Annotated in this window: 1 protein-coding gene; it reads right to left on the bottom strand. The window is 45.3% G+C overall.

Translation table 11 applies throughout. The features are described 5' to 3' along the window. Nucleotides 1-631, bottom strand: a 631-nt coding sequence (locus tag ADH54_RS01725; protein ID WP_049523763.1) for a PD-(D/E)XK nuclease family transposase, incomplete at both ends; no start/stop codon positions are given.

The following is a 631-nucleotide window of genomic DNA, read 5'->3' as shown; positions in this document are numbered from 1 at the left end:
GCGAACCATGTCTAAGAAGGCAAAAAGTTTCCCTTCTTCCCTTCCTTCAACTTTCCCACGCTCCAGTCCCTGTTCAAGACCCTCAGATCGTCCTCGTTCAAGTCCCTGTTCAATACCTTCTGCACGACCACGTTCTAAGCCCTTTTCCTCCGCTTGTTCCAAGGCATAGTCCTGTGCTAACAAGGCTTGTTCTTCGCGCATACGTAGTTGACTAAACATTTTCCTGTCCTCCTCGGACCAGCTCTTATAGTCCAGCAGTTGGTCTGCTTGGCTGATGGCTCGCTCGGGTTCTTGGGTAAAGGGCTTATTACCAAAAAACTCTAACCACGGCTTGCGAACCTCATCTTTGCTGGTTTCTCTATATTTTTTTAGTTCCAAGAATGCCATCTTGACCAAATGGTTTTCTTGTCCATTAGTTGCGATGGTTAAGACCTCACCTGTCGTGTCCTCTCGCATACTAAAGCTATGAAAAGCCAAATCATCTGAGAAGTAATTGCTATCTACAATAGCGATAGCGTATACTGGTGCGATGTGTTTGTAGCTTTGGTGAGTATCTCTTTCACGTTGACGAATTTTTTCTAGGTTTTGATTGACCTGACTGCACAAGTAAGCCCACAGGCGATTGATGAAA

The sequence above is a fragment of the Streptococcus pseudopneumoniae genome (assembly GCF_001072315.1).
Classification (GTDB): Bacteria; Bacillota; Bacilli; order Lactobacillales; family Streptococcaceae; genus Streptococcus; species Streptococcus pseudopneumoniae_R.
This window is presented reverse-complemented; position numbering and strand designations above follow the sequence as displayed.